Raw genomic sequence first — 15,515 nt, 5'->3', positions numbered from 1 at the left:
GATCTTACTGAAAAAAAGGATGTCTTTTATATCCTTTATTTTTCTGCTGTTAGTCTCATCTTCTGTGTACGCCGATAGTACAAACGAGAAAATAACAGTGTCTTTTTCAAAAATCCCTTTATCGGAAGCGATTAAGAAAGTGGAAGCCGTCTGTAATTATACCTTCTTTTATGATGTGGATAAAACAGACCTGAAGCAACAAGTCAGCCTTCGGGCGAACAATCTGGATATCGAGATGGCCGTAGACCGTATGTTGAAGCCTACCGGTCTGCAATTTGAAATCAATAACCATCAAATCGTCCTGTTGCCTAAACAGGTCAAACAAACCGAAGCAGTGCGAAATGTGAGAGGACGCGTAGTAGATGAAAACAGCGAACCTATCATTGGCGCCAATGTCTCGGTCAAAGGTACGACAAACGGAACTATAACCGATGCAGAAGGCCGTTTCAACTTAGCGGAGGTCCCTTCCAACGCAACTTTGCTGATCTCTTATATCGGTATGGAATCCCAGGAGATAACCGTGAAAGGGAATACGGTTATCAATGTTATTTTGAAAGAGGATGCCGTAGCCCTGTCTGATGTCGTGGTAATCGGCTATGGCGTGACGAAGAAAGCCGATTTGACCGGATCCGTCTCTTCTGTTTCCCTTGACGATGTTTCCCGCCAGCCGGTGCTTCGGGTGGAAGAGGCGTTGCGTGGCAAGGCTCCAGGTGTTCAGATCACTCAGACAAACGGTGCTCCGGGAACTAATATGAGGATTCGTATTCGTGGAACCAATTCTGTGAACGGTAGCAACGATCCGCTCTATGTCGTGGATGGTTTTCTGGGGGCCGATTATTCGATGCTTAACCCGAACGATATCGAATCGATTACGATATTGAAAGATGCTTCGGCGACTTCCATGTACGGATCGCAAGGGTCGAATGGGGTAGTATTGATTACGACGAAGTCTGCCAAAGAAGGTGAGATGAAGGTTGAATACAATGGTTTTGTCAGCTTCGACCAACCTTTCCGTAAACTGAAAGTGTTGGATGCAACCCAGTATAGGACGGTATTCAACGAGCGGTTGGTGGCACTTGGCAATGATCCTTATTATTCGGATACGGAATTGGCTGCTACGGGAAAAGGCATCAATTGGCAGGACGAAGTCTTGCGCTCGGCTGTTTCACAAAACCATCAGTTGGCTATTAGCGGCGGACAGAGCAAAATCAAATACTATTTGTCTGCTTCTTACGTCAACCAGGAAGGGGTTGTTGTAAATTCTTTCCATAAGAAGTACGGTTTTACGGGTAATATCGATTCCAAGATCAGAGACAACTTTGATATAGTGTTTAACCTGAACGGAAATTATTATGAATCGAAGAACCTGAATACTGCAACTTATAATGGCCATCCGGTAAGTGCCGCTTTGTTATATCCGCCCGATTATCCGATCTTTGATGAAAACGGGAAATATGAAACCCCCGGCGGAACGTATGGAAATGTCGGCTCGAACCCTGTTTGGCTGTTGAATAATGGCGATGAAGACGGATACGGCTTTAAGATATTGGCAAACCTGCAGTTGAACTGGACGATTATCGACGGATTGAAACTATCTGTAAGTGGAGGAGCGAATCTGATCTCAACCAAAAGCACTTCGTTGGATTTGAATAATAAAAACGCTTCTGTAACGACGGCTATTGCCCAGGCGTATGACGGGATGGTCGTTTCCTATCAGAACACGAACCAACTGTCTTATTCCAAAACGTTCAATGAAATCCATAAATTGGATGCGACATTGGTATATGAGCAACAGAAGTATATCAACCGTCAGTTGGGCGCGTATGTAACCGGTTTCTCGACTATTTCTTTAGGAGTGAATAATTTGGGATTGGGAGCCAACCAGACTGCATCCAGCGGTTACACGGAATGGTCGCTGCAATCCTATTTGGGGCGTGTCAACTATACTTTGCTGGATCGCTACTTGTTCACGGCATCTATGCGTATAGACGGTTCGTCTAAGTTTGCCAAAGGCAATAAATACGGTTATTTCCCCTCCGGAGCAGTTGCTTGGAGGCTGTCGGACGAGCCGTTTATTAAGGATTTGAATATTTTCCGGAATTTGAAATTGCGCGGAAGCTACGGGCATGTCGGAAGCCAGGCTATCAACCCTTATGCCACATTGCAGAAAATGTCGAGTGGAAACGGGCAGGGGATGAATTATCATTTTGATAATACATCGACTTCAATAGGTGTCGCTCCATCTACTGCGACCAACAAAGACCTGAAATGGGAGACGACCCAACAGACGAATGTCGGCTTGGATTTTGCCGTATTGAATGGTCGGTTGAGTGGTACGGTGGATTATTATTACAAGAAAACAGTCGATTTGCTGTTTAATGTATCTGTCCCGGATTACCTGTACGGCGGCTCGGTTTTGAAGAATGTCGGTTCCATGCGGAATAAAGGATGGGAGTTTATGCTGAGCGGCATCCTGGTCGATAACAAGGACTGGTTTGTGGAGACAAGCGCTACATTTAGTTTGAATCGCAATAAGGTATTAGATATGGGAGAAGAGGAAGAGATATTTGTGAATTCGAGTTACGGTTCCCGTAAATATTCCGGATATTCGGTTCTGCAAGTGGATAAGCCTATCGGGCAAATGTACGGATATACTTATTTGGGAACCTGGAAGAGCGCCGAGGCGGAAGAAGCCGCCAAATACGGAGCCGTCCCAGGCGATAGCAAGTTCGCCGATCTGAACGGCGATCATACGATAAACGGCGAAGATATGACCGTGATCGGCAATGCTTTGCCAAAGTTCACCTATTCCTGGAACACGACCGTCTCTTATAAGAACTGGGATTTGAATTTATTGTTCAATGGAGTGCAGGGAAATGATATCTGGAATTTCACGCGTGCCACAATGAATACAGGCTATGTCCCTACTGATGTAGCCGTGTTGGATCGTTGGAGCCCGGCAAATGAAAACTCCGGTTATCCCGAATTCAGCAATTCCAACCGGAATGAAGAACAGTCGGATCGCTGGCTTGAAAACGGCAGTTACTTGCGTTTGAGCAACCTGACGTTAGGCTATACTTTCAACCAGTTGAAACGTAATACATTCGTGCAGGAAGCCAAGCTGTATGTCAGTGCACAGAATCTGTTTACGATTACGAAATATTCCGGATACAACCCGGAATCCAATACAAGTGGCAGTAGTGATACGGCATTTGGATATGATGCTTCCGGCTATCCGGCTATCCGTTCGTTTATGGTCGGTGTCAAGTTTGCATTTTAATAAATCAACTTTAAAATATTGAGATATGAGTACATTAAAATATATAGTTTCATCTATTCTCGGAGGAGTAATCTTTCTGGGTTTGTTGGGCGGTTGCCAGAGTTTGGATGAAAATCCGGCGGGGACGTTGGTGGCAGATTCCTATTTCTCTACAGAAGAAGATTTGGATGCCGCGCTGACGGGTGTGTATGCACAGTTGGCTTCCAATCGTTGGGGAGGATTGGGACATACCAATATATGGGTTCCCCTGATGGGAGCGGACGATTTGACTTCTCAGGCGGGGAAACCGGATTATGTCCAATTCGATACTTTCAATCCATCCTCTACCAATGGAGGTCTGAAGGCCGCTTCGTGGACGGCTCCTTATCGGGTCATATTTGCAGCCAATAATCTATTGAACAATGTCGATAAGATGCCTATTTCAGAGTCAGCAAAGACGAAGGCGAAAGCGGAGGCCTGCTTCTTGCGTGCCTGGTCTTACTTCTGGATGGTCCGGGTTTTCGGCGAGATTCCGCTGCAATTGGATAATAGCATGAATTATAAATTGCCTAAATCTTCGCTCAAAGAGATCTATACGCAGATCATTGAAGATTTGCAATATGCTGTAGACAACCTTTCCGCCGATCTTCCGTCCAGTGTCGGACGCCCGTGCAAAATCTCGGCCAAAGGCATATTGGCACAGGTCTATCTGATGATGGCCGGTTATCCGTTAAATGAAACGGATAAATATGCTTTGGCTGCACAGGAGGCAAAGGATGTGATCGACAGTGGCCTGTATTATCTGCTGGAAAATTATGCCGATTTGTGGAAATGGAATTCGGATGGGAACCCGGAGATACTGTGGGCGATAATCTTTTGTAACTTTAATGATTGCGGAAACCAGAATATGAACACGTTCACAGGATTGAACACGCAACCGAGCGAGGAAAATGGCTGGGATCAGGTTTTCTGTGAGATCGGTTTCTTCAACCGCTTCCCGGAAGGGCCGCGCAAGGATGCAACTTATCTGACGGTTTTCACTGGACGGGACGATGGCAAGAAAACACCGTGGCAGGAAAGTACGTTCAAGCATCCGTTCCTGGCCAAATACCGTGACGGGATGGTTCCGAACGAACCGAACTATAGCGGTAGTGACCACATGGGCGGCCGGGATCTCAACTACCTGCGTTTCGCTGAAATCCTGCTGATCTATGCCGAAGCGCAAACGATGGCGGATGGGGCGCCGAATGCGATGGCTTACGATTGTGTGAATAAAGTTCGCCGCCGTGCCGGGTTGGAAGACTTGCCGGCTGGACTGAACCAGACTGCTTTCCGGGATGCCGTGATCGATGAGAAGGGATGGGAGTTCTGTGGCGAATATTGCCGCTGGTTCGATCTTGTCCGTACGGGGAAGGTCGAGGAAATGAACCAATATAAGGATGCAGGTGACCTGAAACCGCAAGGAACAATCGACAAGAGCAAATATTTCGCTCCGATTCCTTATACGGAAGTCTTGCTGAACCCCTCGCTGGGTGATTGATAGAGAAAACATGCTGTCGAGCTTCTCGCGAGCACCTTTTCTTTTGTCGGCATGCTGTCGGGAGGCTCGCCAGGACGTTTTTTCAGAAAAACAAGCTGTCGAGCTTCTCGCGAGCGTCTTTTCTTTCGCCGGCATGCTGTCGAGGCTCTCGCCGGGACATTTTTTCAGAAAAACAAGCTGTCGAGCTTCTCGCGAGCACCTTTTCTTTTGCAGGCATGCTGTCGAGGCTCCCGCCGCCACTTTTTAGCGTTAAAAGATGCTGTCGGGGTGGCTCATCCCGATAAACCTGATTACATTTAGGGAGAAATTCCTGTAAACGTTACAATTATGAATAAAACGATTTTATTCCTCTTGCTTATCTGCCTGCCCCTATGCGGGATGCAGGCACAAATCTCCTGGCCGGACGGTAAAAAGGCTGCCATTGTATTGACTTACGACGACGGGCTGAAATCCCAGCGCGACATCGTTATGCCCCAGTTGGAGGCCAAAAACTTCCGGGGGACTTTCTTTCTCTACGGACAAGTTGTGAAAGACAGCGATGTCCCGGAGTGGCGCGAAGCCAGCAAGCGTGGACACGAATTGGGCAATCACAGCCTCTTCCATCCCTGCCTTGCCGGGACGGTCGAAACGTCCTCCTCTTCTCTTTGCCGCTCGCTCGAATGTTATTCGGTGAAAGATATGCTCACGGAGATCGGAATGATGAACAGTTTCCTGTATGCCATTGACGGAAAAAAAGAGCATGCTTATGCTTATCCCTGCGGGCAGAGTGTTGCCGGCGGAGAAGACTATTCCCAACCCCTGCTGGACTCCGGGCTGGTTAAGTATTGCCGTGGAGCGGCCGGTCGCCATGTGGTAGCTGATGCGAAGACGCTGAATTTCGCCCTGATCCCGACCCTGCCCGCAATGACCGGATGCAAGGCCGGTGATCTGATCCGGTATGTACAGGATGCACTCGACAAACATGGATTAGGGATTATCGTATTCCACGGTGTAGGAGGCGATTACCTGACGGTCGATGCTGCCGAACATCAGAAGTTGGTAGACTTTTTGGCTGCCCATTCCGACGAAATTTGGGTTGGAACATTCTCTGAAGTGCTCGATTATGTAGCTGCTCAAGCGAAAAAGTAGAATTCTGTTTTTAATCTTGAAAAAACCAATGTATATACGATTATTCCTAATAATAGCAACCTTGTTGTATCCTGTTTTCCTACCGGGTTTCCGGGTATATGCTTCGGTCATAAGGATAACGGAAGAGATGGTAACGGACGAATCCGGGTCCGGCGAGTTTATGTCCTGGTTCGACGAGCAGGATTTGAATAAAACCCCTGTCACCCGTTGGATGACTTCGGGCAATGTGAACTGTTGGCCGGCAGGACTGGTCATTGACCTGAAACGGATGTACCGTATCGAAGCCGTTTATGTGTTCGACGCCCCGAAATCCTACCGGGTGGAAGGCGGCTACCTGAAGGTTTCGGGCGGGCGGCCTTTTGAATGGTGTGACTCGGTGGTGCAACCTCTCCGTAATACGGGGAAGTGGGTGAAGATAAACTGTCCGCTGAGGACACGCTATATCCGGTTGCAGAAGAACGCGACAGTCATGTGTAATCTGGATGGCCGGTATCCGGAGAATTGTGACCTGGCTATCAACGAGGTTTTGATAGAAGGGGAGCCGGATGGAGCGGTCGAGCCTGTTGTGAAGTCGGTCGGTAAGCGTCCCGATCCCTGTCCGATGGATCTTTTCATCGGTATGAATGCCTATATCGATACGCCCGACAAGGCACACGAAGCCGTAGGCTGCGTCCGTGAATACCGCCCTTGGGGGTGGAATGGCGTGACGGATCTTCAAACACCTGTTTCATGGGAGACCTTGCGGGATGGTAACAGCGATGACTATTACCGCAAACTGAAAGACATGGGTGTCGATTGCATTCCTTGCATACACCGCCACGTCGACGCTAAAAACGAGGGCGAACGCATCCCCGCTTTCGGGGGTGACCCCACGAAGCCGGAGACCTATCGCGTCATGGCCGATTACTCTTTCCAGTATGCTGCACGCTACGGTTCTCGAAAGATCCCCGACCGCCTGTTGCGCACTACCGAAGCTGCTCCGAAGAAGAGCGGCCTCGGCCTGATCCGTTATTTTGAGAACTGGAACGAAGGGAACCGGGAATGGGGCGATCCGCAGGAGCATTTCAATCCTTATGTCTTTTCCGCCTTTTGCAGTGCTTCGTATGACGGGCATTTGGGGACGATGGGAGAGGGTTTTGGCGTGAAACAGGCTGACCCGGATATGAAGTTTGTGTTCGGTGGTCTGGCCGGTTTGTCCCTTAGTTATATACAGGCGATGAAACTGTGGTCCGACTACTACCGCAACGGCTCCTTTCCTGCCGATGTCATCAATGTGCATCACTACTGTAACACGCGCGGCAGGCAACATCCCAAGGAAATCGCTTATGGGATCAGCCCTGAGGAAGACGGCTTGAAGGAGAAATTAGAGAAGCTGGTGAAATGGCGGAACGCCAATCTTCCCGACAAGGAGATCTGGCTCACCGAAATCGGTTGGGATACCGATCCGAACACCTACCAGTCCGCGGCAAAAGGGCATAAGCGCTATCCCGATGGTATCACGATGAACGAGATACAGGGACAATGGCTCGTCAGAGCTTTCCTGGCCGGTTCGGCTGCCGGACTGGACCGGATGATGATGTTCCTTGCCAACGATATAAAAGGATATACCTTAGGTGTGTATGGGAGCTGTGGATTCTTTACGGTGGACGGTGAGTATAAACCTTCCTGGTATTATGTGAAGACCATGAAGACGGCTCTTGCCGGCATGGTGTTCGATACCGAATCTCCTTCCGGCGATAAGGATGTCCGTATCTATCGCTATAAAGACCGGAATACGGGAAAGCTGGCCTATGCCCTTTGGTGTCCGACAAGCGATGGGACACGGAAAGACCGCTACCTGCTTCGCCTCGACTATCCGTCTGTCCGGGAAGTTCTTCGGATCACTCTTGAAGATAAGAAAGATTTTGGAGTGAAGGAGGTGCTCCCCGTGAAGGATGGAGTCGTAGAGGTGGCCGTAAGCGAACGTCCTGTCTTTATCGTTGTGGATCGTCCGGAAGAAGAGGCTCCTTTGGTAAAGGTGGATATGTCGGGCGATTTTATCACCTATCTCTCCCCGTATTATGCTCTTTCCTGGGCAAAAGATTTTCCGATGATGTCCTACTTCAACGTCGAGTCGGGTGGAAGAAACCGGCGTTATCAGGATAAGTCCTTGCTTCGTCCGGGCAAGGGAGGTTGCCTGGTCGGAAGGGGAGAAAGTTCTTTCGGTATGGCTTCGCCTGCCGTTTGCGATGGCTGGAAGACCGTTTATGAAGATGTCCCTTTCACGGAAGGAGGCCGGATGGACTGCATGGTGTCTCCTTCCGGTGACCGTAAGTTCAATGTTTCTGTCCGGAGCCGTTCGGAAGGTATCGAAGGTGAGTTTTTTCGCATTCATACCGCTCCGGATATATCGCCCGTTTCCGTATGGGCCGGAAAAACAACCCAGGAACCGTCCGCACAATATGACACGCCGGTTACACCCTTTACCCCCAGGATCGTAAAGGCGTCTTTCCGTCTCCCTGCCGTTTTGCATTTCCCCGACTGCGGACTGGTGAAAGTGGAGGCTGATGTTCCGGAAGTCTATCTACAGGAACATTTTGTTCCCGATTACGAGAATACCGGGCTATTGCTCGGTCCGTTCAACCGGGGAGGGCATGTCTGGCGTAAATCGATCCACATGGGTTCGGTTATCCTCTCTTTTCATACGGACAGACCGCTGAAAGAGGCCGGACTCACCTTTACGGTCTTAGAAGAAAACTATCCGCAGATTCCCGGCTGCGACTTCTCGGATTCCCGGTTTGACGGGTTGAAGCGTTGTTGGCAGAATGCTTTTACCGTCAACCCTGTTCATCAGACGATGGGCGACAATATCCTTCTCGAAGGCATCGGTCACCTGGCATTGGCGTTTAAGGCGGATATGATTCCCTTCACACCGCCGTTGTCCGGCACTTACTCCATGCGTGAAGCCTTGCGCACCTCCATCGAAGTCGCTTTGCGGGAACGGATCGGCGACAATGACCGGATAAAGGATTACGGGTGGGAGAGTACCGAAGTGACGCTCATCTCCCTCTATGATTACTTGCTGGCAACGAACGACTGGGCTTTTGTCCGCCGTTACCAGGAGGAAATTTGTCGCCTCGTACGTGGTGTTCTGGCGACAGATACGGATGGGGACGGTATTTTCGAATCCCCTTTCCACGGGAATTACATGGACCCGAAGCGCGAAAGCCTCAACTGGTGGGACGACTTCGCTTTCGGCCATAAAGATGCCTATGTCAATTTGCAGGCTTATCGCGGCTTGACGGGAATGCAAAAAGTCCTGACGCTGCTCGGCTTGCCGGAAGAGGCTGCGGCTGTCGGTTTGCAACTCGATAGGTTTCGTTCGGCTTTCGATGCTACCTTCTACAATCCGCATACCGGTATGTATGCCGGATGGGTGAGTCGCGACGGCAGGATGCATGATTATCAGTTTACGTTTATCAGTTCGATGGCGATCAACGAAGGACTGGTTGCCGGCAAACGTGCCCGCAGGATTCTTCGGAAGATGTTGAAGAAGCTCGAAGAGGAAGGATATGATTATGTCTACGGCATACCCGGCCCGCTCGTCCCCGTTGCCAAGGAAGACAAAGGCTCTTGGGAAGAAATGACTCGCTGGGGACGGTATGAGAACGGTGGCCTTTGCGGCCAGGCTGCTTATCATTTCATCCAGGCATTGTATAACGCAGGAATGCGTAGCGAAGCAGATAAAATCCTGTTCACGATGATGGCGACTTACGAACGCGAATACACTCATTCCGGCGTTTTCCCCGGTTACCTGCAAAGTGTGGACTGGCGGACGAAAGGGGGTGCTCCGACCGGTTATAACTATTTGGCGGATAATTATTATTTCCTGCTTGCCGCCGTTACCGGACATTACGGAATCGAATATCCGGAACTGAAAGCTCCGTCCACCGATCCCGCGTATGCCGCTGCTCTCTATGCCGACCGTCTGTTCGATGAAGGATGGAAGTTCTGTGAAGAGGCTCCGGCTGATGCCCTGGACGTCTCTTTTGACGATTCCTCCTGGCGGACACTCACTCTTCCGCATGATTTCAGTATCGAGCGGCGCTACCCGGACAACGGCAACTCGGCCGGCCCTTTCGTGAAGGGGCTTAAAGATTCGATCTCCACCGGGAATCTGCCAGGCGGGACAGGCTGGTATCGCAAACGTTTCACATTGGACGAATGGACTTCCCGCCAGCGGGTAGGTGTTTGCTTCGACGGGGTTATGGAGCGGTCGGATGTCTGGATCAACGGACATCATCTTGGGTTTCATCCGAATGGCTATATGCCTTTCAGTTATGACCTGACTCCTTTCCTGAATCCTGCCGGAAAGGAGAATGTGATGGTGGTCCGTGCGTTCAATCCCGGCGACAACAGTCGTTGGTATCCCGGATCGGGTATTTACCGCCATGTTCGGCTGACCGTTTCCGGCAACCTTTTCATCCCGGATGAGGAGGTACAGGTACAGACTCCTGTTGTCACGCCTGGACAGGCAAAGGTCGAGATTATCCTTCCCGTCCGCAATCGGATGGCTGTGGAAGCCGGTGTGACGGTTCGACTGACCTTGGTTCGTCCTGACGGTACGGCCATTGTGACGAAAGAATGTTCCGGTAACGTAGCCGCGGGCGGTTCTCATACGTTCCGGCTTTCTGCCGATGTCGGGCAGCCGGAACTCTGGTCGGTCGATCACCCGGATCTTTATGAGGCGCATGTCAGGTTGGTCTCAGCCGGTGAAATAACCGATTACTATCGGACCACCTTCGGCATCCGATCGCTTGAGTTTTCGGTAGGCAGGGGATTCCTGCTGAATGGTAGTCCCGTTAAACTGAAAGGCGCTTGTCTGCATCATGATAATGGCTTGTTGGGAGCGGCCGCTTATGACGGGGCGGAGGAACGCAAGGTGCGTCTTCTGAAAGAGAATGGTTTCAATGCCGTTCGCACCAGCCATAACCCGCCGTCCAGGCAGTTCCTCGATGCCTGCGACCGTTTGGGAATGTTGGTGATCGATGAGGCTTTCGATATGTGGGAACATCCCAAGCGCGATCAGGATTATCATCTTTTCTTCCCGGAACATGCCGTGTCCGATATGGCGGCATTTGTAAAACGTGACCGCAACCATCCCTCTGTCATCATCTGGAGCATCGGCAACGAGATTTACGAACGTGCCGACACTGCCGGGCTACGGATTGGCCGGGAACTGGTCTCTGTGGTCAAGTCTCTTGACGCTACCCGCCCTGTCACCCAGGCAATCTGTGCCTTTTGGGAACAGAAAGGACGTGCATGGGAGGAATCCGCACCGGCTTATGCCTTGTTGGATTTAGGTGGCTACAACTACGAAACGAAGCAGTATCTCTCCGATCACAAGGCATATCCCGACCGCATTATGGTCGGAACCGAAAGTTTCCCTCTCGAGACGCTCGAAAACTGGAAGGCGGCAAATCTCTATCCTTTCGTATTGGGAGACTTTGTCTGGACTGGGATGGATTATATTGGGGAGGTCGGAATCGGAAACTTCAGCTACGTTGATGACGACAGGCCGTATTCGACTCCGACCCGTTCATGGCCCTGGTTCCTGTCCAATTGCGGAGACTTGGATATGAACGGAGGCAAGAAACCGCAGTCGCTTTTCCGCGATGTGGTGTGGGGAAGGAGCGAACTGGAACTGCTTGTCCATGCCCCCGTTCCCGCAGGCAAGCGCGAGGTGCTTAGCAAATGGGGCTGGCCCGACGAACATCCGCATTGGAACTGGAAGGGGCATGAAGGGGAGACGCTAACAGTTCGTGCTTATTCCCGTTGTGATTCGGTCCGGCTTTATCTGAACGGAGAATGTCTGGGTACGAAAATTGTGTCTGCCCGGCTTGCCGCTGACTTCGAAGTGCCGTTCTCGGTCGGTTGCCTTATGGCCGTCGGTATAAGGGATGGTCGGGAGGTGGCTCATAAATCCCTGCAAACAACCGGACGACCGTGCCGTTTGGTCTTGCTTCCGGAAAAACAGATTGTGTCTGCTGATCCGAATGATCTGGCTTATGTCAAGGTCTGTGTGGCGGATGAGGAGGGGCGGATCGTACCTGACGCCACTGTCCGGTTAAAGATGACTGTCGAAGGGGATGGCATCCTGTTGGCTTCCGGCAATGCCGCTCCTGATGATATGCGAAGTTTCCGGAATCCGGCTTGCAGTACCCATCAGGGCAAGTGCCTCGCCATCCTCCAACCTGGTACAAAAAGTGGCACGATGCTGCTGAAGGTCGTGGCTGAAGGAATGCCTGCCGTGGAGACGGAGATCCGGATTGCTTCTGTGAAGTATGAACCGGCATTTATTCATTGAAACCGTGTGTTCTGTAGAAGGTGGAAAATGTCTTCACCTTCTCCGGAACATACCCGCTCCGGATGCGCCATTCCTGCGGATAAAGGTTGTTGGCGCGGTTGCCGAGATGTTTGGCGAAACCGAGCGGGAAACCTTTATGACAGACCAGGACGTAGCCTTTTTCCGTGCCATCGGGGAGGAGAAGGGCCTCTTTTTTCAGATATTTGATGGCATCCTCCCAATCGAGGTCTACCGTAGGAAAAGCCTCCCGGCTGAGAGCCGTGCTGAGTGCCAGCTCTTCGGCGGGGATGAAATCCTTCCCTTTCGCTTCGCCCATACAGATTCCGGCCGAAAGAATGCGCAGATGCTCGCGAAGCAGGGGATACACATCTTGGACGGGTTTAGGGTGCATCCGGAGGCGGCTTCCGTCCCATTCGGGTGCGAAAGAAGAGGTGTCCGACAGATAAGATTTGACAGCTTCCGGGATGGCAGGAGTTGTTTTCCCCTTTTCTTTTTTATTCTTGTTTTTGAACCGGATTTCCTCCGTCTCGCCCTCCGCTTTGCGCAGGGCGGCGAGGAAGAAACCTTCGCCCTTGGTCTTGTGCGGGAAAAAGCGGTAGACCGGATGGTCATATTTTAGCGGGCCGGTGATCTGCCATTCATCCTTTACGGGGATGGGTAATGCTTCGGCTTCCAATTCTTCCGTTATATAATGGATGTTCTCTTCGTCCTCCTCCGTGTTGTAGGTGCAGGTGCTGTAGATCAGCAGGCCGCCGGGCTTCAGCGCGTTCCAGATATCGTGGATGATGCGGCGCCCGCGCCCGGCACAGAGCGCGACGTTCGCAACACTCCATTCGCCTGTGCTGTCGGTATCTTTGCGGAACATGCCTTCGCCGGAACAGGGCACATCCGCGACGATCACATCAAAGAAATGCGTCAGGCGACCGATCTCTTCCGGATCGTTGCCTGTCACGATGCAATTCGGATTTCCCCATTTGGCGATATTCTCGGCCAGTATATGGCTCCGGCTCCGGATCACCTCATTGCTGACCAGCAGACTTCCTTCCGGCAGGCAAGCCGCCAGATGGGTCGATTTGCCTCCCGGAGCGGCACATAGGTCGAGACACCGGACAGGCGTTTTCACGTGACTGCGGATCGCCTGTTCAAGAAACATAGAGGATGCTTCCTGCACGTAGTAAGCACCGGCGTGGAAGAGCGGGTCGAAGGTGAACGAAAGCCTTTCGGGCAGGTAATAGCCAGTATCGCACCAGGCCACCCGGCTACCCGGCGCACCGGCAACAGGAGCAGGAGTGCCTTTTTTCTCGTTTATACGGATACTGACGGGAACATCGGCCTGCAACGCCGCCTCGAAACTGTCGAACTCATTTCCCAGCAATGCACGGGTACGTGTGATAAAATCTATCGGAAGTGCCATCTTATTAGCTTGTTTTCGGCAAAAATACTACTTTTGCGTAATCAATTATCAATTGTCAATAAAAAATATGTCCGCTCTCTACCTCATTCCCGTCACGCTTGGCGACGTCGAACATCGCCGGGTGCTTCCCGAATATAACCGGGAAGTCATCCTTTCCATCCGTCATTTCATTGTCGAAAATGTGCGTACGGCGCGCCGTTTCCTGAAAAAGACAGAGCCTTCCATCGTGATAGACGATCTTGTCTTTTATGAATTGAACAAACATACGTCGCCCGAAGCCGTTGCCGCTTATCTGGCTCCTTTGGCGAAAGGCGAGTCGGTCGGGGTGATCTCGGAGGCCGGTTGTCCGGCTGTTGCCGATCCGGGTGCGGATGTGGTGGCGATCGCACAGCGTAAAAATTACAAGGTGGTTCCGCTGGTCGGCCCTTCTTCGATCCTGATGTCGGTGATGGGTTCCGGTTTTAACGGGCAGAGCTTTGCTTTTCATGGCTATCTGCCGATCGACGCTTCGGAACGTACGAATACGATCAAGAAGTTAGAAGGGCGCATTTATTCGGAGAACCAGACACAGCTGTTCATCGAAACGCCTTACCGCAATAATAAATTGGCGGAGGAGTTGATCCGCACGTGCCGCCCTTCGACCAAATTGTGTATTGCTTCGAATATCACCTGCGAAGACGAATATATCCACACGCGTCCCGTCAAGGAATGGGCCGGAAAGGTTCCCGATCTGAGCAAGAAACCGACAATCTTCTTAATATATAAGTAAATGGCAGCATACGAAGCACACGGAACAGCCGTTATCGATCCCGGATGCACGATAGGCGACGGCACACGCATCTGGCATTTTTCCCATATTATGCCGGGGTGCACAATCGGCCGGAATTGCAATATCGGGCAGAATGTCGTGATCTCTCCGCAAGTGGTTTTAGGAAATAATGTGAAGGTGCAGAACAATGTTTCCGTCTATACCGGCGTGACTTGCGGGGATGACGTCTTTTTAGGGCCCAGCTGCGTTTTTACGAATGTGGTCAATCCCCGCAGTGCCGTTTCCCGTAAAGACCGATATTTGAAAACGCATGTCGGCAAAGGTGCTTCTATCGGTGCGAATGCAACGATCGTTTGCGGGCATACGATCGGCGAATATGCCATGATCGGTGCAGGGGCCGTAGTCATCAAAGATATTCCGCCTTATGCTTTGGTAGTCGGCAACCCTTCCAGCCAGATCGGCTGGGTGAGCGAATACGGACATCGCCTCTCCTTCAATGAAAAAGGTATCGCCACATGCCCGGAGAGCAATCAGCAATACCTGTTAGAGGGTGGCGTCGTAACGCGTATTTCGTAGGGGCGAGGTCGCTTGCCCCGGAATATGTATGATGGAGGTTTAATATTCTCCGTTGAACCATCTCTTTCCTTTCGGAGTCCGGATAAAGATGAGGAAAATAATCCCTGCCAATGACATAACACCGAATAGACCTGCTAATAAATAACTTTCTATCATAATTATTCCTTTCCTTTTTTGTATAGGATAAATCCTATTATTGTTAATACTATAATAGATATACATCCAATTGCAAATGTAATGATTCTATTTATATCTGCATTTGTGATCATTGTTAATATTACCCCGCCAAAGATTAATTTGGAGAGATCCAATGTGTATTGTCCAGCTTCTATATAGATTGCTTTTAACACTTTGGGAGAGATTCCTTTCGGCTGTTTCTTCTTGTGGGAAGAGGGGTTTTTTGGTAATTGTTTCATAGTTGTTCTGATTAGATATAATAATGGCGTAAAGATAAGTAAAAATCCTTACGCCATCTATTTTGTC

General features: G+C 50.6%; 8 protein-coding genes. 6 read left to right on the top strand and 2 right to left on the bottom strand.

All coding sequences use genetic code 11. The features are described 5' to 3' along the window. Positions 1 to 97: 97 nt before the first annotated feature. The 4 genes from H8S65_RS00710 (at position 98) to H8S65_RS00695 (ending at position 12,273) form a co-directional block, all read left to right on the top strand. On the top strand, positions 98 to 3,280 hold the full coding sequence (locus H8S65_RS00710; RefSeq protein ID WP_186928044.1) for a TonB-dependent receptor: 3,183 nt from the start codon (positions 98 to 100) through the stop codon (positions 3,278 to 3,280). 25 nt (positions 3,281 to 3,305) lie between these two features. After that, positions 3,306 to 4,799 carry a RagB/SusD family nutrient uptake outer membrane protein gene (locus H8S65_RS00705; RefSeq protein ID WP_186928043.1) on the top strand — a complete coding sequence of 498 codons (1,494 nt, stop codon included), beginning with the start codon at positions 3,306 to 3,308 and terminating at the stop codon, positions 4,797 to 4,799. Between the two features lie 327 nt (positions 4,800 to 5,126). Further along, on the top strand, positions 5,127 to 5,927 hold the full coding sequence (locus H8S65_RS00700) for a polysaccharide deacetylase family protein (protein ID WP_186928042.1): 801 nt from the start codon (positions 5,127 to 5,129) through the stop codon (positions 5,925 to 5,927). A gap of 28 nt (positions 5,928 to 5,955) precedes the next feature. Beyond that, positions 5,956 to 12,273 (top strand): glycoside hydrolase family 2 TIM barrel-domain containing protein, encoded by a 6,318-nt coding sequence (locus tag H8S65_RS00695; protein ID WP_186928041.1) that lies wholly within the window; start codon positions 5,956 to 5,958, stop codon positions 12,271 to 12,273. On the opposite strand, the gene H8S65_RS00690 is transcribed toward H8S65_RS00695, so the two are convergent. Beyond that, positions 12,263 to 13,687: a methyltransferase RsmF C-terminal domain-like protein gene (locus tag H8S65_RS00690; protein ID WP_186928040.1), complete on the bottom strand. Its 1,425-nt coding sequence runs from the start codon at positions 13,685 to 13,687 to the stop codon at positions 12,263 to 12,265. The genes H8S65_RS00695 and H8S65_RS00690 overlap by 11 nt on opposite strands. A gap of 67 nt (positions 13,688 to 13,754) precedes the next feature. Here H8S65_RS00690 and H8S65_RS00685 point away from each other — a divergent pair, with 67 nt between their 5' ends. Further along, positions 13,755 to 14,456: an SAM-dependent methyltransferase gene (locus tag H8S65_RS00685; RefSeq protein ID WP_186928039.1), complete on the top strand. Its 702-nt coding sequence runs from the start codon at positions 13,755 to 13,757 to the stop codon at positions 14,454 to 14,456. Beyond that, positions 14,457 to 15,032: an acyltransferase gene (locus H8S65_RS00680; RefSeq protein ID WP_186928038.1), complete on the top strand. Its 576-nt coding sequence runs from the start codon at positions 14,457 to 14,459 to the stop codon at positions 15,030 to 15,032. It abuts the gene before it with no gap. Between the two features lie 158 nt (positions 15,033 to 15,190). Here the strand turns inward: H8S65_RS00680 and H8S65_RS20985 are convergent, their stop codons facing one another. After that, entirely contained in the window at positions 15,191 to 15,448 is a 258-nt protein-coding gene (locus H8S65_RS20985) for a DUF6722 family protein (RefSeq protein ID WP_255488994.1), read from the bottom strand. Between the last annotated feature and the right edge of the window lie 67 nt (positions 15,449 to 15,515).

It is taken from the genome of Parabacteroides hominis, from assembly GCF_014287585.1.
Taxonomy (GTDB): Bacteria; Bacteroidota; Bacteroidia; order Bacteroidales; family Tannerellaceae; genus Parabacteroides; species Parabacteroides hominis.
The sequence above is the reverse complement of the archived record's forward strand: the minus strand, read 5'-3'. Positions and strand labels throughout refer to the sequence as shown.